Annotated in this window: 16 protein-coding genes; 1 reads left to right on the forward strand and 15 read right to left on the reverse strand. The window is 70.3% G+C overall.

Annotated elements, in window-relative coordinates; all coding sequences use genetic code 11:
- Nucleotides 1-4: 4 nt before the first annotated feature.
- The 8 genes from OG329_RS03215 to OG329_RS03250 are packed head-to-tail and all read right to left on the reverse strand — an operon-like array spanning nucleotide 5 to nucleotide 9,232.
- Nucleotides 5-1,441 carry an ADP-ribosylglycohydrolase family protein gene (locus tag OG329_RS03215; RefSeq protein ID WP_405792606.1) on the reverse strand — a complete coding sequence of 479 codons (1,437 nt, stop codon included), beginning with the start codon at nucleotides 1,439-1,441 and terminating at the stop codon, nucleotides 5-7.
- Entirely contained in the window at nucleotides 1,441-2,613 is a 1,173-nt protein-coding gene (locus OG329_RS03220; RefSeq protein WP_405792608.1) for an ADP-ribosylglycohydrolase family protein, read from the reverse strand. Before OG329_RS03220 ends, OG329_RS03215 begins: the two co-directional genes overlap by 1 nt.
- Nucleotides 2,610-3,788, reverse strand: coding sequence for an ADP-ribosylglycohydrolase family protein (locus OG329_RS03225; RefSeq protein WP_405792610.1), 1,179 nt, complete (start codon nucleotides 3,786-3,788; stop codon nucleotides 2,610-2,612). Before OG329_RS03225 ends, OG329_RS03220 begins: the two co-directional genes overlap by 4 nt.
- Nucleotides 3,789-3,847: 59 nt before the next feature.
- Complete coding sequence (locus OG329_RS03230) at nucleotides 3,848-4,984, reverse strand: ADP-ribosylglycohydrolase family protein (RefSeq protein ID WP_405792612.1); 1,137 nt, start codon at nucleotides 4,982-4,984, stop codon at nucleotides 3,848-3,850.
- A gap of 38 nt (nucleotides 4,985-5,022) precedes the next feature.
- Nucleotides 5,023-6,348, reverse strand: coding sequence for an ABC transporter substrate-binding protein (locus OG329_RS03235; RefSeq protein WP_405792614.1), 1,326 nt, complete (start codon nucleotides 6,346-6,348; stop codon nucleotides 5,023-5,025).
- The gene (locus OG329_RS03240) at nucleotides 6,348-7,211 is read right to left on the reverse strand and encodes a carbohydrate ABC transporter permease (protein WP_405792616.1); all 864 of its coding nucleotides are present in this window, start codon (nucleotides 7,209-7,211) and stop codon (nucleotides 6,348-6,350) included. Before OG329_RS03240 ends, OG329_RS03235 begins: the two co-directional genes overlap by 1 nt.
- The gene (locus OG329_RS03245) at nucleotides 7,208-8,167 is read right to left on the reverse strand and encodes a carbohydrate ABC transporter permease (RefSeq protein WP_405792617.1); all 960 of its coding nucleotides are present in this window, start codon (nucleotides 8,165-8,167) and stop codon (nucleotides 7,208-7,210) included. Before OG329_RS03245 ends, OG329_RS03240 begins: the two co-directional genes overlap by 4 nt.
- A gap of 15 nt (nucleotides 8,168-8,182) precedes the next feature.
- Nucleotides 8,183-9,232: a LacI family DNA-binding transcriptional regulator gene (locus OG329_RS03250; protein WP_405792619.1), complete on the reverse strand. Its 1,050-nt coding sequence runs from the start codon at nucleotides 9,230-9,232 to the stop codon at nucleotides 8,183-8,185.
- A gap of 110 nt (nucleotides 9,233-9,342) precedes the next feature.
- Here OG329_RS03250 and OG329_RS03255 point away from each other — a divergent pair, with 110 nt between their 5' ends.
- Complete coding sequence (locus OG329_RS03255) at nucleotides 9,343-9,864, forward strand: TetR/AcrR family transcriptional regulator (RefSeq protein WP_405792621.1); 522 nt, start codon at nucleotides 9,343-9,345, stop codon at nucleotides 9,862-9,864.
- 789 nt (nucleotides 9,865-10,653) lie between these two features.
- On the opposite strand, the gene OG329_RS03260 is transcribed toward OG329_RS03255, so the two are convergent.
- From OG329_RS03260 to OG329_RS03290, 7 genes are all read right to left on the reverse strand, one after another.
- Nucleotides 10,654-11,298 (reverse strand): ScbR family autoregulator-binding transcription factor, encoded by a 645-nt coding sequence (locus OG329_RS03260; RefSeq protein ID WP_405792623.1) that lies wholly within the window; start codon nucleotides 11,296-11,298, stop codon nucleotides 10,654-10,656.
- Nucleotides 11,299-11,419: 121 nt separating this feature from the next.
- Nucleotides 11,420-12,034 carry a class I SAM-dependent methyltransferase gene (locus OG329_RS03265; protein WP_405792624.1) on the reverse strand — a complete coding sequence of 205 codons (615 nt, stop codon included), beginning with the start codon at nucleotides 12,032-12,034 and terminating at the stop codon, nucleotides 11,420-11,422.
- A 32-nt stretch (nucleotides 12,035-12,066) separates the two neighbouring features.
- Complete coding sequence (locus OG329_RS03270; RefSeq protein ID WP_405792626.1) at nucleotides 12,067-14,238, reverse strand: aminotransferase class III-fold pyridoxal phosphate-dependent enzyme; 2,172 nt, start codon at nucleotides 14,236-14,238, stop codon at nucleotides 12,067-12,069.
- Nucleotides 14,239-14,349: 111 nt separating this feature from the next.
- Nucleotides 14,350-16,089 carry an ABC transporter ATP-binding protein gene (locus OG329_RS03275; protein ID WP_405792628.1) on the reverse strand — a complete coding sequence of 580 codons (1,740 nt, stop codon included), beginning with the start codon at nucleotides 16,087-16,089 and terminating at the stop codon, nucleotides 14,350-14,352.
- Entirely contained in the window at nucleotides 16,086-17,900 is a 1,815-nt protein-coding gene (locus OG329_RS03280) for an ABC transporter ATP-binding protein (protein WP_405792630.1), read from the reverse strand. The genes OG329_RS03275 and OG329_RS03280 overlap by 4 nt, the downstream gene beginning before the upstream one ends.
- 160 nt (nucleotides 17,901-18,060) lie before the next feature.
- On the reverse strand, nucleotides 18,061-18,834 hold the full coding sequence (locus OG329_RS03285) for an SDR family NAD(P)-dependent oxidoreductase (RefSeq protein ID WP_405792632.1): 774 nt from the start codon (nucleotides 18,832-18,834) through the stop codon (nucleotides 18,061-18,063).
- Nucleotides 18,831-20,483, reverse strand: coding sequence for a (2,3-dihydroxybenzoyl)adenylate synthase (locus tag OG329_RS03290; protein WP_405792633.1), 1,653 nt, complete (start codon nucleotides 20,481-20,483; stop codon nucleotides 18,831-18,833). Before OG329_RS03290 ends, OG329_RS03285 begins: the two co-directional genes overlap by 4 nt.
- Between the last annotated feature and the right edge of the window lie 10 nt (nucleotides 20,484-20,493).

The raw sequence follows: 20,493 nt of genomic DNA on the forward strand, positions 1-20,493 counted from the left end.
TGTGTCATGTGCGGGCCTTCAGGGTGAGACGGGCCAGTTCGTCGAAGCCGATGCCGTCGAAACCGCCGACCGTGGTGGCGAGGCGGTTCTTCAGCGGGGCCGTCCAGTGCTCACCGAGCGCGTCGGGGCTGCCGGCGAGCAGGGCCGTGATCGAACCGGCGGTCGCGCCGTTGGAGTCGGTGTCCCAACCACCTGACACCGCACGGCAGATGGCGCCGGTGAAGTCACCGTCCGAGTGGGTGAGAGCGGCGGCGAGCAGGGCGGCGTTCGGCAGGACGTGGACCCAGTGGTGGCTGGGGGCGTAGCGGGCGTGCAGGGCGTCGACGACCTGCTCGAAGCCGGCCGCGGTGCCGGTGGGTTCTGCCTGTGCCGTGTCGATGCCGACGCGGATGGCCTGTGCGTAGCGGGATTGCGGCGGGATGTGGGCCAGGGCGGTGGCGAGGGTTTCGTGGATGGTGGTGGGGGCGGGGCCGGCCGCGTGCGCGATGGCCGCCGCGACGAACATCTCGCCGTAGACGCCGTTCGCGGTGTGGGTCAACACCGCGTCACGGTGGGCGAGTTCGGCGGCCTTCGCGGGGTCGCCGGGGTTCGTCCAGCCGAAGACGTCCGCCCGGATCTGGGCACCGATCCACTCACGGAACGGATTGCGGTGCGTCGCTGTGTGCGGCGGCTCCACACCGTCCAGGAGGTTGCGGTAGGCGATGCGCTCCGCGGTGAACGTGCGGCCCGCCGGGAGTTCGTCCAGCCACAGCTTCGCCACATCGCCCGTGGTGAAGTCGTGGCCGTGGCGCTGGAGCAGCATCAGGTTGAGGAGCGGGTAGTTGAGGTCGTCGTCCTCCGGCATGCCGTCGATGTTCTCCGCGAGGGAGGTCGGGCGGGAGCGGCGGTTCCAGGGGTACGCCGCGGCGATCCGCGGGTCCAGGTCCCGCTCCGTGAACCATGTCGTCAGCGGCCAGTTCGATGTCGACTCGGCGATGGCCCTGATGCCGGTGAGCGGAAGCTTCTCGACAGGTTTGCCCAGGAGGCAGCCGACGGCCCGGCCGAGCCAGGCGGCGTGCAGACGCCGCTGCTCCCTGTCCGGCCGCGGGTCCGTCGCGCCGAGTCGCCCGGACGGCTCGTCCTGCGGCGTCGGGCGGGCCGGGGCGGCCGGGGCTGGCGGGGCTGGCGGGTCCAGGGCGGCCCTGATGGCGGGCAGGCCGGTGGGTTCCCGTGCCGCCAGCGGCGAGGGTTCGCGCGCCAGTTCCGCCAGCAACCGCTCGGCCAGACCCCGGAGTTCGGTGGTCGCCGACCGCGGCGAGGCTCCCGCCCGCTCGGGTGCGAGATGTCCGCCCGCCTCGGTCCAGCGTTGTTCGACCACGGCGGCGTCGCGGCCGTCCTGCGCCGCCTGGCGCAGTTCGTGGCCGATCAGGTCCTCGGGCTGTACCCAGGTCAGACGCAGCATCACAGCTCCGCGATCGTCGCGAACGCCGCCTCGTGGGCGCGGTGCCGCTGGAGGTCGCGGGCGTGCACCTCGCGCGTGATCCGGGCGAGGGACAGGGCGGGTGCGTGCAGATCCAGCTTGCTGGCCCGGGCGATCTCCGTGCTCCACTCCTGGGGCACCGCGCTCTCCCCGTACAGGGCACCGACGATCGCGCCGCTCATCGTGGCGATCGAGTCGCAGTCGCGGCCGTAGTTGACCGAACCGAGCACCGTGTGCCGGAAGTCGCCGCGGCCCACCAGCAACATGCCCAGGGCGACGGGAAGTTCCTCGATGGCGTGCAGACGTGAGGGGCGGCGGGCACCGAGGGACGGGTTGCGGTACTCGGGGCCGACCGAGTCGAAGGGGGCCACCGCCTCGCGCAGCGGGGCCAGTGCGTCCTCGAAGTCGTCGTAGCGGACCGCGGCTTCGCACACCGCCTCGATCGCCGTTCTGGTGCCGTCCTTCGCGAGCCCCAGGACGTCCTCGACGACGGACTCGGGGGTCGCGCCCGGTGTGAACGCGGAGGCCACCGCCGCCGCGAAGACGCCCGCGGCCTCACGGCCGTACGACGACTGGTGGGCGCCCGCGACGTCCAGCGCCTCCTCGTACGCCTTGCGAGGGTTGCCGGCGTTGACCGCGCCGACGGGCGCCATGTACATGGACGCACCGCAGTTGACGATGTTGCCGACGCCCGCCTCGCGTGGGTCGACGTGACCGTAGTGGATACGGGCGACGATCCACTTCTCCGCGAGGAAGAGGCGCTGCAAAGGAAGTGCCTCGGCTTCCAGTTCAGGGATCCAGCGCGGATTGGTCATCAGGTCGGGGACCAGGTGGTCGGCGACCGCGTACGCGTCGAGGTGGTCCCGCACGTTCTCGTAGACACGGACCAGGGCGTGCGTCATCAAGGTGTCGTCGGTGACGTGCCCATCGCCTTTGTGGTACGGCGCGATGGGCCGCGCGGTCTTCCAGTCGTCCTTGTAGAACGGTTCCACGATGCCGCGCACCCGGCCGCCGTGCCGCTCGGCGATGGCCTCGGGCGTCCAGCCCTCGACCGGACCGCCGAGGGCGTCGCCCACGGCGGCTCCGACGAGGGCGCCGACGGTGCGGTCCTCCAGGGACGCGATGGGGCTCGTCGGGTTGGTGGGGGTGCTCATGCCGGGATGCCTTCCGAAGAGAGGGAGTTGGTCAGGCTGCTTGTGGTGGCCAGGCGCTCCGCCAGGTCGACCAGGTCCGTGCCGGCCAGCCACGGCAGCGCGCAGCCCGCGAGCGTGCGGCAGGACTCACGCCAGCTCCGGGTGAACGCGTCGGCGCCGTCGAGTGCTCCGGTGAGGGCGCCGGCCAGGGCCGGGGCCGAGTCGGCGACGCGGGAGAGGCAGGCCGCGGTGGGGACCGCCTCACTGACGGATCCGGCCGCCGCCGTGGCGATGGCGAGCGCGACGGGGACCGTTTCGGCTGCGGCGATGCCGTAGCTGTAGACGTGGTCGACGATCTCGTGCTCCAGCACGGGCACGAGGGCGAACGCGTTGCCGGGCCGGCCGGGGCGCGCGGTCACCGCGGTGCGGGCCAGGCCGACCGCGCGCACCGCGTTGCGGTGGATTTCGGTGCCCTCGGGCAGTTGGGCGAGGGCCGCGTCCACGCAGGCGTCGACGGGTGCGCCGCCGAGTGCCGCGGCGACGGCCGCCGCCATGGCGCGGGCGCCGTGGACACCGTCGCCGTCCTGGGTGTAGCGGGCGTCGAACTCGGCCAGATCGGCGGCGAGTTCGGGTGCGCCGGGGTGTACGACCGCGAGGACGGCGGCGCGTACGCAGGCCGCGTCGTCGAAATAGTGCGGGTTGTCGTGGCCGGTGGCGGGGGGCCGCAGTCCGGCGGCGAGGTTGCCGAGGCCGGCCCGTACGGAGATACGGGCGCGCAGCGGCATCTGGGCCGACTCGATCTCGTCCGCGCGGTCCGCCGCCGCCGCGACTTCGTCCGCGAGGGAGTTCCAGGCGAGTGAGAGCGCGGAGCGTACGCGCTGGTCGGCGGGGAGGTCCCCGAGGCCGTCGGCGTAGGCGTCGAGGATGGAGAGCGCGGTGAAGGCCGCCCACTCCGCGTCGTCGGACGGGCCGAGGCGCAGTGGCTCGGAGGGCTGGTTCAGCGCGATCGGGACAGGCAGGGTCGTCGTCGCGTTCTGCTCGGCGAAGGTGTCGAGTTCGCGGGTGAGGCGACGGGTCCAGTCGGGCAGCCGGGCGGCGCGGTGCCGGCCCGAGGGCCACCCGGCGGCGTCGCCCGCGGCGATGCCGAGGAGCAGGCCCTCGATGCGACGGGCGGCGCCCGTCGGGGCGGGAGGCATAAGAGCGAGGGGCCTTTCGGTGGTACGGGGAGGTACGGAGGCGTTGTCCCGGCGCCTGGTCACGCCGTCGCCCCCGCCCAGTGCGGTGCGGTGGGAGTCAGCCGGTCGGCGATGTCGCGGATATGCCGTCCGGCCATGGAAGGGAGGCAACTGCCGCGTACGGGGCCGATCGCGTCCGCCCAGTCGGCGGGGATCGCGGCGGCGCCGCGCAGGGCGCCCGCGAGGGCGCCCGCCACGGCGGCCGTGGTGTCGGCGTCGCGGCCCATGTTGACGGCGGTCAGGACCGACTCGCGGAAGTCACCCCGGGCCACCGCGAACGCGCCGAACGCGAGGCCGACCGCCTCGGGGGCCAGGTCCGTCCACGGATAGCCGCCGATGACGACGGCCTTGCGCACCACTCGCTCCATCGACAGTTGGGTGCCGTCGAACTCGCGTCGTGCCCGGCGTGCCGCCGACACCGCCCGGTGCAGTGAGCGGGCCGTCCATGAGTCGTCCGGTACGACGGCCAGGGCGGCCTGGACCACCGCGTCCGGGGTGTGGCTGACCATGGCGGCGGCGACGCCCGCGGCCACCGCCCGGCCGCCGAGGATGCCCTCGCCGTCGTGCGACACCGTGCCGTCGATGGCGACGAGTCGGGCCGCCTCGGCCGGGCGTCCGGCCGCGTACACCCCGAAGGGCGCGGCACGCATCGCGAGACCGTCGCTCCAGGCGTGCCGGTGCTGGGCGGAGATGGGGGCGGCGAGACCGCGGCGCAGGTTCTCCAGGGTGCCGCGTTCGCTGAACCCCGCGCCCTTGAACGGTCCTTCGTCACGGTCGGCGATCTGCTCGTGCCAGGCTGCCTCGACCTGGTCCACGGTGAGGGCGGCGCCGTGGTCGGCGAGCAGCAGACCCGAGAAGATCGCGTACTCGGTGTCGTCCGTGCCGGCCGGGTCGTCGGAGACGAACCCTTCGATGCGGCCCCAGCGTTCGCGGATCTGGGACGGCTTCATGTTCTCGACCGGTGCGCCGAGCGCGTCGCCGACCGCGAGGCCGAGCAGTGCGCCGCGGGCGCGGTCCCTCAGCGGGACCGCGTCGGCGGGCTGGGAGGGGGGAACGGTACGGCGTCTGCGGGGATCCGCCGCGCCGTCCGACGACGGGTCGGGGTCAGAGGCAGGGTCGGAGTCGGGGTGGGGGTCGGAGTCGAGCGTGACGCTCATGGTGGGTTCGTGCTCTTTTCAGCCGGTTGTGCTTGGGTTCAGCGCTGGTAGCGGTCGAGGATGTGGGTGCCGTCCTCAGCCAGGCGTTTACGCAGCTCCGCTATGCCGAACGCGCCGTTGTAGTACTCCTGGTAGGCGGGGGTGGCGATCTTGTCCTTCCACTCCGGGTAGCCACGCACCCCCAGCACCGGGGAGGCGCGCAGACCGGCCGCGACGCCGACGCCGGTCTTCCAGCCGTACTTCTCGGTGTTGAAGAACGGGTCCTTCAGCGCCGCGGTGCTGGTGGGCAGCATCCAGTCGCCGCGTGCCAGTCGCACCTGGTGGTCGGCCTGGCCGAGGAAGGCGATGAAGTCGACCGCCGCCTGCTTGTGTCTGCTGTCCTCGGAGACGGACAGGGTCTGCGGGGCCGTGCCCTGGATCGGTTTCCCCTCGCTGCTGGGCAGCGGCAGGACTGTCCAGTCGAAGCCCTTGGGGGCCTGCTGCTGTACCTGCTGGCGGTAGGAGAAGTTGAGCGGGAGCATCGCGTAGCGGCTCGCGAAGAAGCCGGGCAACGTGTCCGAACCCGACATGCCGAGGCCGTTCTTGGGCGCGGTCCCGTCCTTGTTGACCTGCCGGTTGATCATCTGCGCGACGGCCGATTCGGCGCTGTCGTAGCGGATCTCGTTCTTGCCGTCCGCGTTCTTGTAGAAGATCTCGCCGCCGGTGGACAGGGACAGGTTGACGGACTGGGTGACCGGCTCCTTCATGGACCAGGCCACGCCGTACTGGTCGGTCTTGCCGTCGTCGTTCTTGTCGCGTGTCAGGTTCTTGCTGACCTCCTCGAACTCGTCCCAGGTCCAGGGGTGCTCGACCGTGGGGATGCGCACCTTCGCCTGTTCGAGGAGTGTGGTGTTGGCGATGAGAACGCGGGGCTCCTGGAGGAACGGGACGCCGAACGTTCCCTTCTCGTACGCCGTCGTGTCCCACAGAGACCGCGGGATGTCCTCGCGCAGCGACGTCGGCAGGTAGTCGGTGAGGTCGGCGAGATAGCCGCCGTTCGCGAAGTCGGTGAGGTCGGCGGCGTCGTTGTGGATGATGTCGGGCGCCTCGCCGCCCTCGAAGGAGGTGAGGAGCTGGTCGTGGACGTTGTCCCAGTTCCCCTGTACGTACTTGACCTGGACATCGGGGTGGGCCGCGTTCCACTCCTTCACGAGCGCCTTGTTGGCGTCGACGGACTCCTTCTGCCAGGCCAGGCTGAGGAAATCAAGGGTGACTTTGCCGTCGGTGGAGTCCTGGTCCGAGCCGCCGCAGCCGGCGACCAGGGCCAGCGAGAGGGCGGCGGCGGCGCAGGCGCTCAGCCTCTTCGTACGGATACGGATACGCATCAGCCCTTCACCGCCCCGCTGAGCATGCCGTCCACGAGCCGGCGCTGGAGCAGCGCGAAGAAGAGCAGGCTGGGGATGGTCGCGAGGACCGAGGCCGCTGCCAGCGGGCCCAGGTCCGCCGCGCCCTCGGCGCCGATGAAGTGGGTGAGGATCACGGACATCGTCTGGTTCTCCGGGGACTTGAGGAGCACGAGGGCGAAGAAGAATTCGTTCCAGGCGGTGACGAAGGAGAACATCAGCGTGGCCACCAGACCGGGCATGAGCATCGGCAGGACCACGCTGACCAGGGTGCGCAGCCGGCCCGCGCCGTCCATCGCCGCGGCCTCCTCCAGGGAGAGCGGCACCGACTTGACGTAGCCCTGGAGCATCCACAGCGAGAAGGGCAGGTTCCAGACGACGTACACGATGATCAGGCCGAAGAGGCTGTCGATCATGTGCAGGTTCTTCAGAACGAGGAACAGCGGGATGATCACCAGCACGAACGGGAACATCTGGCTGACCAGGATCCAGACGGTACCGGCCTGGCTGACGCGCGACTTGTAGCGGACCATCACATACGCGGCCGGGACGGCGATCGACACCGAGATCGCCGAGGCACTGACCGCCACCAGAAGGCTGTTGAGCGCCGAGTTGAGCAGCGGCTGCGCGTCGAACGCGGCGCGGTAGTTGTCGAGGCTGGGGTGCTGGGGGAACCAGGTCGGGTCGATGGAGCCCAGTTCCTGCGGCGACTTGAAGGACGTGGACAGCAGCCACAGGAGCGGGAAGGCCAGAAAGATCAGGTAGCACAGCAGGGCCAGGTACTGACCGGTGCGGCCCGCCGCGCGCAGGGCGCGGACCTTGGGGAGAGCAGAAGTCACGCTCACGCCGCGTCCTCCTTCAGCTTCTTGCGCAGGAACAGGGTGAGCAGGACCGCGATCACGGCGACCATGACCAGGCCCATCGCGGCGGCGTAGCCGAACTGCCCGTACTTGAACGCCTCTTCGTACGCGAACAGCATCGGAAGCCGCGTCTGACCGCCCGGACCGCCCTGGGTCAGGACATACACCAGGCCGAACGAGTTGAAGTTCCAGATGAAGTTCAGGGCCGTGATGGCGAGGACGACCGGCTTGAGCGCGGGCCAGGTCACTGTCGTGAAGCGGCGCCAGACACCGGCGCCGTCGAGCTGGGCAGCCTCGCGCAGCTCGTGCGGAACGTTCTGCAGACCGGCCAGGAGTACGACCGTGGTCTGTGGCATGCCCGCCCATACGCCGACCACGATGACCGCGGGCAGGGCGTAGGAGAGGTTGGCCAGCCAGTCGACGTTCTCGTTGATGAGGCCGAACTGGGAGAGCGTCTTGTTCAGGACCCCGGCGTCGGAGTGGTACACCAGGCGCCACATGATGCCGACGACGACCTCGGGCATCGCCCACGGCACGATGGCGAGGGTACGGGCCAGCCAGCGGAAACGCAGGTTCTGGTTGAGCAGCAGCGCGAGTCCCATGGCCATGACGAACTGGAGCGCCGTCACGCACACCGCCCAGATCAGGCCGATGCGGAAGGACTCCCAGAACAACGAGTCGTGGCGCAGGTCGAGAAGGTTGTCCAGCCCGACGAACTGGGTGGCCGCCGTACGTCCCGTCTGCGCGTCGGTGAACGCGAGCGCGACACCGTAGAGGAGCGGCCCTGCGCTGAGGATCAGGATGGGGATCAGTGCGGGGAGCAGCAGGAACCAGGCGCCCCGGTCCAGGCCGAGTACCCGCTTGCGCTGGGCGGGGGTGCGGGGCGGTGGGGTGCCGCGGCTGCCCGGGGCGGCTCCGGCCCGGGAGGCGGTGAGACTCATGCGAACCTCGTGCTCTTATCTGTCGGTCGCCGTGTGCGCGGTGGAGGCGCGTACGACGAGACGGGGAGGGGCGGTGGTGGTGCGAGGAGTGGAGACCTCGGGGGCGTCGGACGCCTGGCCGAGTCGCTGGAGGAGGAATTCGGCGGCGTGCCGGCCGCGTGCGGTGGAGCCCAGATCGACGCTGGTCAGCGGGGGCCAGCCGGCCTGGGCGAGGAGGCTGTCGTCCATTCCCGCGACGGCGACGTCCTGGGGGATGCGCAGGCCCGCGGAGTGCAGGGTACGGGCGACACCAAGGGCCAGTTGGTCGTTGGCGCAGAACACGGCATCGGGCCGGGAAGCGGGGTCCGCCAGCAGTTGCCCGGCCGCCTCGGCACCCGCATCGATGCCGAAGTCGGTGTGCACGACGAGCGCGCTGTCGTAGGCCAGGCCGCACTGCGCCAGGGCGGCGCGGTACCCCTTGGCGCGGTTGCGGCCGGGCACCGTGTCGAAAGGGCCGTTGACGAACGCGATGCGCCGTCTGCCTGTGTCGTACAGATGCCGAACGGCCAGGATGGCGCCCGCGACTGAGTCGGCGCGCACACTGTCCACGGGTGCGCCGTCGGGCAGCGAACCGATGACGACGACCGGCCCGGCCGCGGTGCGCAGGGCTTCGATGTGTGCGTCCGTGATCCGGATGGGACAGATGATCAGACCGTCGCTCGTACGGTCGCCCAGGCTGCGCAGTACGGCGAGTTCGTCGTCGACCACGGCATCGGTGGAGTGCAGCAGCAACCGGTAGCCGGCCGCCTTGGCGACGGACTGGATGGCGCGGACCATCGCGACGTACACCGGGTTACCGATGTCCGGCATCGCGAACGTCAACTGCCGCGTCCTGCCGCCCTTGAGAGAACGCGCCACCGCGTTGGGCACATAGCCCAGCTCGGACGCGGCCCGCTCCACCCGCTCCACGGTCTCCCGCCGAGCACCGAGACCGTTGAGAACACGGGAGACCGAGGCGATGGAGACCTCGGCACGCTCGGCGATCGAAACGATCGTCGGCTGACCGCCGCCCGGTGTCCTCGGCATCGTGGTATCCCCCTGTCGGCTGACTTCCCCATTGCTGTAAACGTTTCCCGCAACTGGAAACGTTTACAGATGTTGCAAGCCCATTTCCTCGCCGTCAATGGGAAGTTAACGTGACGCATCTCATGTCCAGGTCGCGCGACGTCGACCCAGCGCGGGGGCCGATGGCGACGGAGCGCGCGGGTGTCTCGATCGGCACCTTTTATGTGCGTTTCAGCTCCAAGCGCGACCTCATGCTCGCGGTACAGGCCCGCTTCATCGGTCGACTGGCCGAGCGGCAGCACGCGGCGGTGCGGTGCCTGCCCGCCGATGACTGGACCGGACGCGTGGACGCCTGGCTCGGCGACGCGGTCCGCGTCTATGTGGAACATGCCGAACCGCACGATGTGCTGTACGGCCACACTCCGATCAACGCCACGACGGAGATTCAGATCAACCCTGAGAACGCGCATGTCGAAGCGTTCCGGCGACTCATCACCGAGCGTCCGAACCCGCCGGCGGACGCCCCGGACTCCGCCATGGCGGCGAATCTGATCTACAGCGCCTGGTACGGCGCCACCCATGCGCTGTTGCATCACGAAGCCGAGGACATCGACCGGTTGGCCGATGAGCTCAGGCGAGTGCCTGCTCGCTGACGGACGCCACGTACACGCAGACCTGCTGAAGCAGGGCGGCGGTGAGCGGTTGACGCCCTGTCCTGGCCGCGGACGGCATACTTCGGCGCCGACGACGGACACGCCTCCCAAGTGCTCGGCTCCCACCCCGACGGGAGCGTGTCCATCAGGCTGCGATTCGATGCCCTCGCCCGGTGGAGCCCCATCGTCCAGCCTCGCCTGCCCGCTCTTCGGGCCGCGGCCCTCGGCCATCAACAGTCTCTTCGTCCGGGGCCGGGCCAGGGGTATCTCGACGGACAACCAGCGATGGCTGCACGCCCGTACCGCGTTCGTCGGCGACCGCGTCCACTGGCGCGCCCTGGGAGAGCCGCGTTTCAACCTCCGTCAAGGCTTCGCACCCACCGTGGGCACGCCCAGCACGCCCAGCACGCCCACGAGCCGCTCATCGTCTGCGGCTTCGTCGCCATGCAGGGCGACGGCGCCTGGAACACGAACCGCCACACCGTCCCTGGCACCGGAGTCCACCTGCCCCCTCCCGCGTCCGGGACCGGATCGTGACGGGAGGGGGCGGTGGTGCGGGGAGGGGAAAGGGAACCGGGAGATCCGGTTCGGCGCACGGGGGCCGGTGGGGGCCGGTCCGCGCGGCCGTGGCCCGCCTCGTGCCTGGGGGGACACCGCCTTCACGGCGTCCCCCCAGGAGGCCGCAGCGGGCTCAACCGCCCCCGGCGGCGCGAGGTCCGGCTTCCTGGACCGCGGACGTCATCGGCGCCGCGTCATGGACCGCGGAGCCACCGGGGCGACTCCGCGGGATCACGTCTCCTCGCGGGCACCGGACGCCAGCAGGCCGGCCACCTTCCACTTGCGGTCGGCCGGGACCAGACCGAGGAGCAGGATCTCCCACATCTCCTCGACGCGCCGGTCCAGGTCGTCGCGGCCAGACACCACCGAAGAGACCATCTCGACTCCGGCCAGGCTGGAGATCACCAGGTACGCCACCGCCTCCGGGGAGACGGCCGGTACGATGTCGCCGTCCTCGATGGCCTTGCGGACCTTGTCCTCGCACGCGTCGATCCACATCCGGTACGCGAGCGGTAGATCGCCGGTGTAGGTGAGCTCCATCAGCAGCCGCGTCCCGGCCCGCACGACGATGTCCTTGTCGATCATCCGCGCCGTCGTCCTGGAGATATCCACGATCTGTTCCAGCGCGCTCCCCTCGCCCTGCGTGATCCTCTCCACGACGGCGGTCATCCTGTCGTTGTGCTCGCGGAGCACAGCTATGGCGAGGGATTCCTTGGCCGGGAAGTGGAAGTGCAGTGCGCCTCTCGTGGTCCCGGCCTCCTTGACGATCTTGCCGAGGCTCGCGCCGACGAACCCCTCGGCGTCGAACACGGCGGCAGCGCTCACGATGAGGTGCTGCCGGGTCGCGATCGCCCGTTCCTGTTGGACTTCTCTCATCCGTCGGACCCTCTCAACGGGCAACTGTTGCTGGCATCGCTCAAACCTATGTGTATATCGATCACCGGCACACCACGTGTCCGCGCCAGGGCCGCCTGCCGCGACCGCGTTCCCGCAGCGCCTACTTGGTGGCGACCAGACGCTCCACGTGCCCGCCCTTGACGCGGTCCGACTCCTTGATGGCGAACCCCGTCGAGCGGACGTTCTCGATCGGACGGCGGCGCAGATGCTCACCCGCCGAGGGCACGCTGAACCGTTCGATGATCCCCTGGATGGTCCGGAGCAGCCAGTTGGGGCTGACCACGTGGTCGAGGCAGACGAAGCGGCCGCCCGGGCGCAGCACCCGGTGGATCTCCCGCATCGCCCGGTCCACATCAGGGATGGCGCACATGCTCAGCGTGCAGACGACCGTGTCGAACGAGCCGTCCTCGAAGGGCAGTCGGTGCGCGTCGCCCTTGCGCAGATCGACCGTGCGCCCCAACTCGTCGGCGCGCGCCCGCGCGGCCTGAAGCATCTTGTCGCTGATGTCTATTCCGGTCAGGGTGGTGCCCGGCGGATAGAAGGGCAGGTTGAGCCCGGTTCCGATGGCGACCTCCAGCACGTCGCCCTCCGCCCGGTCGCACGCCCACTCCCGCTGCCCTTCGTACAGCAGGCGGTCCCAGAACTTCATGTCCTTGTCGTAGCCCGCCGCCATCTTGTCCCAGTACGCGCGCCACTTGTCCTGCTTGCCGACCATCGGTTCCGCCCCTTCTCTCGGTATCCGCGTTCTCACTCGCCGGTGACGTAGCGCGGCCGGGCGAGCCGGCCGGCCACGACGCCGGACAGCTTCTCCGCCGACATCGCGAAGAGCATCCTGCTGGCCATGAAGCGGTACAGGTGGCGCGGACGGACGCCGTGCATTCCCGCCTCCAGGCGGCGCACCACCTCGCGGGCGTCCTCCTCGGTCGTCATGGTCCGGTGCAGGAAGCGCAGCATGAACACGAAGATCCCGCTCCGCTCGAAGACCATCTGGGCCGCCGCCATTTCGAGCAGCACACCGAACTTGGACCGGCCGAAGGGGAAGTATCTGTCGTCGAGCCTGAGCCGGAGCATCGCGCCCTTGCCCTCGACCTTCCCGAAGAGCGGCGACCCCTCGGCGAGGCGCCGGACCCCTTCTTCGAGGATGTGCTGGGCCGCCACCGCCCGCTCGCGCGCCGCCGGGTCGGCCATCTTCCGCAGCGCGTGGTGCGCGATGTGCGCGCCGAGCCCGTTGCGGAAGTACCGCCTGCGCATGCCAACCTGGCCGGGGTCGGTGGCCATGGCCCGGTCGTACACCTCCTGGGTGCACAGCGCGGAGGACATCGGGAAGAGCATGTCCGTCATGGCCTTGCCGATGGCCACGAGGTCGACGTGGTTCAGCATCTGCTGGTGGGCCAGGTAGTCGTGGCCCGTGCGCCATCCGCCGGACAGCACCTCGTCGACGCCGATCAGATAGCCGCCGCTCTCGCGCAGCCGCTCGACCGTTCTCAGGACGCCCTCGGGCATCTGCTCGCACATGCCCCCGCGGACGGCTTCGAACCACACCAGCGCGACGTCGCCGCCGGACAGCACGTCCTGGAGCCGGCGTTCGGCGTCGTCGGCGAACGGGTCGATGTAGACCAGGTCGTGGTAGTAGGGGCGGAAGGCGTCCTGGTCGGACTCGGTGACCTGGGGCCCCTCCTTGCTCAGGTTGATGGCGAAGAGGGACTTGCCGGCGAAGTTGCCGGTGAAGGTGACGACCTTGGTACGCGTCGGGTTGGCCAGCATCGCGAGGGCGGCGGCCTGGTCCACCGCAGTCGCCCCGCTGACCGCGGGGAACGCCTTGTCGAAGCCGGTCAGTTCGGTCAGGAACGCTTCGAGGTCCGCGTAGTAGTCGTGGTCCGGCTCGTGGACCGCCAGCACGTCGGCGGGGACGTCCGGCGGGTTGTGTCCGCGGAAGTTGCTGCCGAACCCGCCGCAGCAGTCCAGGATCTCGCGCCCGTCGTCGAGGTGCAGCCGCGCGCCGTTCGCCCGCTCGACCTCCAGGTGCATGCCGACGATCATTTCCATCTTGGCCATGGACGGGTTGACGTATCGCGCCCAGTACGCGCGCATCGTCTCCCGGTCGGTGTCGATCGCCGCCAGGGTCCGGCGCTGCTCGGGGCTGATCAGCCCCTGCTCGTCGAGCACCGCCAGAACGACCTCGGCGCAGAAGGTGTTGCCGCCGAAGGTGGAGGTCTGCGCGTAGCAGTCGACGTCGTTGTTCCAGATCTCGTACGCCTGCTCGGTCATGGCGAAGCAGCCGAACGGCACCTGGTTGCCGCCGAGGCTCTCCCCGTAGACGATCACGTCGGCGCCCAGCGGTCCGGTGAAGAGGCTGACTTCGGGGAGGTTCAGTTCGCTGTCGCAGAGCAGCACCATCCCGCCCTGGGCCCGTACGGCGCCGAACAGCCGCTCCAGCTCGGCGGTCGACTGTTCCGCCGATCCGTCGCGGACGACCACGACGGCCGACCAGGCGTGCTCCGGCAGCGTCTGCGAGGCCTCCGCAGCGCTGGAGACCGTGACGACGTGCGGGGTCATCGCCTGTTCGACGCCCCTGGAGACCGGATCGACGAAAGGGGTGAAGACCCCCTTCGCGTCGATCAGCAGAATCCAGCCGCCGTCGTGCCGCTTGTTGCGCACCGAGGTCTGGCGGGCCAGTTTCATCGCGCCGGAGAGCGCCTCGACCGTCGAGTTGATGAGGAAGCTGCGGTACAGAGCAGCACCGCCACGTGCCGTGAGCGACGAGCTGACGAGGTAGGCCAGCTTGGTGCTCGCCTCGTTCATGTAATTGCTGGATGTCAGAAAAGTGCAGTTCTCATCGGCGATACGGCGTTGTATTCGGTCCAGCAGACCGGCGGTGGCAGGTCTGAACACGGAGCCCTCGGTCGACTGACGTTCCATAAACGCTCCTCGGAATCGGCTGATCACACCAGGAAAGTGGGATGTCGAGCATGGGGGCCGGACACGGACGGTGGGGGGAACCGTCCGTGTCCGGCTGAACGGAGCCACCGGTCAGCGCACCACCGCGGGCTTGGCGAGGTGCCAGCCCTGTGCCCGGCGACGCTCCCGCCAGAAGCGGGCGTACCGGCCGTCGCGGGCGATGAGGTCGTCGTGAACGCCTTCCTCCACGACCCGGCCGTCGCCGAGCACCACGATGTGGTCCGCCTCGCGCAGGGTGTGCAGCCGGTGTGCGATCACCAGTACGGTGCGGTCCCGCGCCAGCGCCGCCATGGCCTCCTGCAGGGCGTGCTCGTTCTCGGCGTCCAGTGCGGCGGTCGCCTCGTCGAACAGCACGATCGGGGTGTCCTTGAGCAGGGCGCGCGCGATGGAGATGCGCTGCCGCTCGCCGCCGGAGAGACGGCTGCCGCCCTCTCCGACGGGCGCGTCCCAGCCGCCCGGCAGGCGGTCGGTGATCTGGTCGACGCGCGCCGTGCGGGCCGCCGCGTAGACCTCCTCGTCGGTGGCGCCGGGCCTGCCGATACGCACGTTCTCGAGGATCGTTCCGTCGAAGAGGTAGACGTCCTGGAAGACCGCCGAGATGACGGACGTCAGGTCCTCGGTCTTCATCTCGCGCACGTCTACGCCGCCGACCCGCACCGCGCCCGCGTCCGGGTCGAAGAACCGTGCGATCAGCCTGATCACGGTCGTCTTGCCGGCGCCGGAGGGTCCGACCAGTGCCGTCATCCGGCCCTGCGGCACCCGCATCGACAGTCCGTCGAGGACCGTGGAGCCGTGGTAGCCGAAGCGCACGTCGTCGAGCTCGACGTCGGTGCCGTCCGGCCGGCGCGAGGTCTCCGGCTCGGGCAGCGTCGGGGTGTCGATCAGCTCATTGATCTCGGTCAGCGCGTTCTCGGCGACCCGGATCGCGCCGCCCAGTTCGGAGGTGAGCATGATGGGCTCGACGAACCGGGCCGACAACACGAGCAGCGCGATGAACTCGGCCGCGCCCAGCGATCCGCCGAGCGCCAGGTGGGTTCCCAGGGCCAGCAGCAGGAGGAACGCCGCCTGCGCGATGACGGCGATCCAGACGAGACCGGGCATGCCGGCGCGGAGCATGCTCCGGCCCGCCGAGTGCTGCGCGACCAGCGAGTCGTCGAGCGCGGCGTGCCCCTGCGCCGTGCGGCCGAAGGCCCGCAGCACCGGCTGGGCGCGGGCGAACTCCACGATCCGTACGGCGGCGTCGGCGTGGATGCGGTCGGCCGCCTGGTCGGCAGCCGCCATGCCGCGGCCCGCGATCCGGTACACCAGCGCCACGGCGACCCCGGCGACGGTCATCGACAGGGCCAGCCGCCAGTCGAAGAGGAACATCGCCAGCACCACCACGGCGGGGGTGACGAAGGTGTCGACCAACTGGTGCAGCAGGTGGGCGGGTACGCCCATGATGTCGACCACCCGCTGCGATGCGAGGCGGCCGAGCCCGCCGACCCGGTCGGGGGTGAACCAGGCCAGCGGGAGCTGTGCGACCTTGTCACCGATGCGGTGGTGCAGGTCGCGGCTCATGTCCGCGCCGGTGCCGTAGCCGGCCAGCGTGGCGGGGTAGCTCACCGCCGCGAAGGCGAGCCACAGCACCGCGAGGGTGATCACCCACGGCCAGGCGTGCTCCGGCCGGTCGCCGAGTAGTTCGCGCAGGGCGGGGACGAGCATGACGAACGCCACGCCCTGGAGTACGGCGGCCACGGTGAACCAGGCGAGCAGCCGGCGCAGCGCACGGTCGTGCTTGGGCCCCAGTGCGGTGAACAGCCGACGAATCATCGCCCCTCCTCCTTCGTCACGCCGGCGAGGACCGCCGGGTCCTCAATGTCCTCGGCGCCGGCCTGCTCCTGCAGGCGCCACATCCGCGCGTACCGTCCGTCCGCGGCGAGCAGTTCCTCGTGGGTGCCCTGCTCGACCATCCGGCCCTGTTCGAGCACGACGATGCGGTCGACGCCGACCACGGAGGCCAGCCGGTGCGCGACGACCAGCACCGTGCGTCCGACCGCCAGCTCCGACAGGGCGTCCTGGATCAGCGCCTCCGATTCGGGGTCGGCGTGGGCGGTGGCCTCGTCCAGCACCACGATCGGGGTGTCGGCGAGAATCGCCCGGGCGATGGAGACGCGTTGCGCCTCGCCGCCTGAGAAGCGGATTTCCGTACCCACCATCGAGTCGTAGCCGTGCGGCAGTTCCTCGATACGCCGGTCGATGGCCGCCGCCCGAGCGGCGCGGCGCACCGTCTCGTCGTCGGCGTCGGGGCGGGCGAGCCGGATGTTGTCCCGCACACTGGCGTCCAGAAGCTGTACGTCCTGGAGGACGAACGACACCAGCCGGTACAGATGGTCCGGCGCGATGTCACACAGGTCGACACCGCCGACCGTCACGGTGCCGGCGGTCGGGTCGAAGAACCGCGGCAGCAGCTTCGCCAGGGTCGACTTGCCCGAACCCGACGTGCCCACAAGGGCCGTCACGCTGCCGGGTTCGAGCACCAGGTCGATGCCGCTGAGCACCGGCCGGTCCGTGTCGTAGGCGAACTCGACACCGGACATCTCCGCCCGGACGCCTGCGTCGGTCTTCGGGCGCCGCGGCGCGTCGGGGATCGCGAGTTCCGGCGTGGCGAGCAGGGTGCCCACCCGTTTGGCCGCCAATCCGGCCATCTCCATGTCGTGGCCGTGGAAGTCGAGTGCCTGGAGGGGCGCGGCCACGCTCAGACCGAGGATGGCGAACGGCAGCAGGTCGAGCGGGTCCAGGGAGTCGGAGGTGATGAGCGCCGTGCCGCCGACCAGCACGGTCAGCAGGATGGTGACCGGCCCGAGGATCAGCGCCGAGGCCGCAGTCGCCCGGTACCCCTTTGAGATCCAGGCGATGAAGAACGTCGTGAAGTCGTCGGCGGCCTGCGCGTACTGCTGGTGCGCGCGCCGGGCCTGCCCGAACATCTTGACCACGGCGATGCCTTCGACGAACTCGATGACCCTGGAGACGATGCGCTCCTGGGCCTGCTCGTAGGCGGCGTTCTGCGCGTCCAGCGTCATCATCATCCGGACGAACAGCCCGACTCCGATGACCAGCGGGATCATCAGGATCAACGCCATCCGCCAGTCCACCACGAACAGGTAGACGAGCGTCGCGAGCGGGGTGACCACGCTCGCCGTGAGGTTCAGCAGGGAGTGGGCCACCAGGTGGTGCATCGTGTCCACGTCATGCTGGACGGCCTTGCCGATGCCGCCCACTCCCCGGTCGGTGAACCATCCCAGGGGCACCCGGCCGAGCCTGTCGACCAGCCGGCGTCGTACCGAGAGCTGGAAATCCAGGTCTGCGGCATGGGCGATCGCGCCCGCCGCCGTGTTCAGCACCAGCCACAGCAGCAGCGCGCCGGCCGCCACACCGGCGACCTTCCACGCCGCGCCGTCGTCGGCCGGCCCCTTCGCCAGGAGCACCCTGGCCAGTTCCGCCACCGCGGCGAACGGCACCACGGCGACCACCGCCGCCACGGCCTGCAAGCCGATGGCCGCGGTCAGCCGCGACCTGACGGGACGCAGTAACTCTCCCAGGCCGACCGTTTCCTGCGGTTGCGTCTGCTCCGCTTCCGTCATGCCCCAGACACCTTCCATCGCCTTCCGACCCCCGCTCCGGCCGACCGCCAGAACAGTTGGAGCTCGGGCGCACGGCCTGACAGGCCACTGCGCCCGCACACCAACGTACCAAGAAACAGGCCGATCGACCCGTTATTGTTCTGGCGCTGCGATCTCCCGCTCACCGGGTGATCGACAGGCCGCCGTCGAAGGGAATCACCGTGCCGGTCAGATACGCCGAACCGCGCGAGCCCAGGAACCGGACGATGCCCGCGAGGTCGTCCAGACCACCTGGCCGGCGCATGGGAGAGGTCAGCCCGATCTCGGTCGCCAGCGACTCCTGCAGCATGTCCGACTCGAAGGGTCCGAGCGCGATGGCGTTGACCGCGATGCGCGGAGCGAGCCGGCCGGCCAGATGCCCGGTCAGGTGGTGCATGGCCGCCTTGCTCGCCGCGTACGAGTAGATCTCGGCGGACGGCACGTGGAGCCCGTCGACGGAACCAATGTTCACGACGCGGGCCGGGTCACCGGCGACCGCGGCCGACTCCAGCAGCGGCCGGAGGAATCTGACCAGGTGGAACACGGCCTTGAGGTTCACCTGGAGCGCCGTGTCCCACGCCGCGTCGTCGAAGTCGTCCAGCGGGGCCGTGTGCAGGGCGGCCGCGTTGTTCACCAGCAGGTGCAGCCGGTCGACGTGTGAAGCGACCTGGTCCGCGAGCACGCGGCAATCCTCCTCCGTGGCGAGGTCGCCGCGGAGCGGAACACAGTCCCCCAGCAACGAGAGCCGGGCGGCCGTCTTCTCGGCGGCAGCCGTGTCCCGGGAGGTCAGGTACACCGTCGCGCCCGCTTCGACGAGCGCCTGCGCGATCAGGGCGCCGACGCCCTTCGCCGCCCCGGTCACCAGCGCGGACTTCCCTCGGACCGAGAGCAGTCCGGATGCGTCCTCGTACGTCATGATGTGCGCCCTTCCTCGGCCGCCAGCCGTGCGGCACGCGCCCGCAGCACCTTCTTGTCGATCTTGCCAACGGAGGTCAACGGCATGGCGTCCACGAAGACGAACCGGTCCGGGGTCTTGTAGGCGGCCAGGCCGTGCTCGCGCAGGTGCTTCTTGAGTACACGGCTCTTCAGCCCGTCCTCGTGCGTGATGACGAACGCGCAGATCCGCTCGCCCAGCGCGTCGTCGGGTTCGGCGACGACGGCCACGTCGTGCACGCCCGGGTGGGTTCCCAGCATGTCCTCGATCTCGTCGGCCGCGACCTTGTCACCGCCGCGGTTGACGAGGTCCTTGGCCCGGTCGACCACGACGAGGTGCCCGGACGGGAGGCGGCGCACGATGTCGCCGGTCCGGTAGAAGCCCTCGGCCGTGAAGGCACGCTGGTTGTGCTCGTCCGCGCGGAAGTAGCCGCGGATCGTGTACGGCCCCCGGGTGAGCAGATGTCCGGGCTCGCCGTCCGGTACGGCCCGGTCCTCGTCGTCCACCACCGCGACCTCGTCGGCCGACGACATCGGGACGCCCTGCGTCGTCCGCACGAGTTCGTCCGGGTCGTCGAGCCGGGTGTAGCAGATCAGGCCCTCGGCCATGCCGAACACCTGCTGGAGCCGGCAGCCGAGCACCGGTCCGACCCTGGCCGCGGCGGCCGGTCCGAGCCGGGCGCCGCCCACCTGGAGGACCCGCAGGCTGCGCAGGTCGTGCCGGGTGTCCTTGGCTGCCTCCAACCACAGCAGCGCGATCGGCGGGACGACCGCGGTGACGGTCACCCGGTGCCGCTCGATCAGGGGAAAGACCTCGCCGTCGCTCGGGCCCTGGGCCAGGACCACGGTCGCCCCGCTGTCCAGCGCGCCGAGCAGTCCCGGGGCGCAGAGCGGGAAGTTGTGCGCGGCGGGCAGCACGCACAAATACACGTCGTCGGTGCCGAGCGGGCAGGCCCGGACGCTCGCCCGTGCGTTGTAAAGGTAGTCGTCGTGCGTACGCGGGATCAGCTTCGGAACCGCGGTCGTCCCGCCCGACAACTGGAGTACGGCGATGGAGCCGGGATCGGGTTCCGGCAGCGGGACCGGATCGGCGAACAATGCGGACAGGGCGCTGTGGCGCCTGGGATCGCCGTCCACGACGATCCTGCGCAGGCTCGGGCACCGGCCTTGGACCCGCTCGGCCATCTCCCGGTAGTCAAACCCCGAGCGCCGGCCGGGGATGATCATCGCCACGGCCGAGCTCTGCCGGCTCAACTGCGTGATCTCGTGATCGCGATGCGCCGGCTGGGCCAGGACGGGCACCGCGCCGATCCTGAACAGGGCGAAGCAGACGAGCACGAACGCGGCCGTGTTGGGCATCTGGACGAGCACACGGTCCCCTGCGGCTGCCACCCCTTCCTTGTGCAGCCCCGCCGCGAGCCGGTCGGCCTCACCGTCGAGCTCGGCGTAGGTCCAGGTCCTCGCGCCGTCGATCAGCGCTGTACGATCGCCGTGCCGGGCCGCGGAGTCGCGCAGCACCCGGCCGAGTGTGAGGCCGCTCCACACCCCCTCGGCACGGTACCGTGCGGCCAGCTCCTCGGGCCACGGCGTGAACTCGCGCTGCCGCAGCGCTTCACTCACCGGTGCATTCATCGTCGATCCT

It is taken from the genome of Streptomyces sp. NBC_01506, from assembly GCF_045040295.1.
Classification (GTDB): domain Bacteria; phylum Actinomycetota; class Actinomycetes; order Streptomycetales; family Streptomycetaceae; genus Streptomyces.